The 506-nt window shown below is 32.6% G+C and carries 1 protein-coding gene; it reads left to right on the forward strand.

Features of this window, described 5'->3' with window-relative positions; all coding sequences use genetic code 11:
• Window positions 1-36 precede the first annotated feature (36 nt).
• Window positions 37-506 (forward strand): fimbrial protein (locus ACVRRC_RS22325; RefSeq protein WP_472997631.1); only part of this gene is annotated, 470 nt, incomplete at its 3' end.

Consider the following 506-nt stretch of genomic DNA (forward strand, 5'->3'; position numbering starts at 1 on the left):
AATTCAATTAGCGCATAGAGCATTGAAGGTCTTTATATGAATAACTTAAATTTCAATTTTTACAAATTTAAAAAAATAATACTCTTCATGCTATTCAGTTTGTTATTTTTTTCATTACCGAGCCATGCAAAAAATGGCCAAATCGGTGAAATTAAGATAAGAGGACAGCTTGTCGCTGAAGCTTGCACGGTAAGGCCTGGTGATGAAAATATCATTGTAGATTTTGGTACTATCGTCAATAAGTATCTCTATATTAACCAAAAAACACCACTGGAAAATTTTAATATTCACCTAGATGACTGTGATAATAGTATCTTTAAAACAGTGACAGTTAAGTTTACTGGAACCGAAAATAGCTATTTACCAGGCCTCCTTGCATTAGATTCTGGCAGCATGGCTTCGGGTATAGGAATTGAAATTTTAGAATACAATGGTAAAAAAATTCCCATTAATAGTACGACGCCCGCATACAATCTAGAGAATGGCACAAATATATTAAGTTTTAA

The organism is Stutzerimonas sp. LR2, assembly GCF_055755175.1.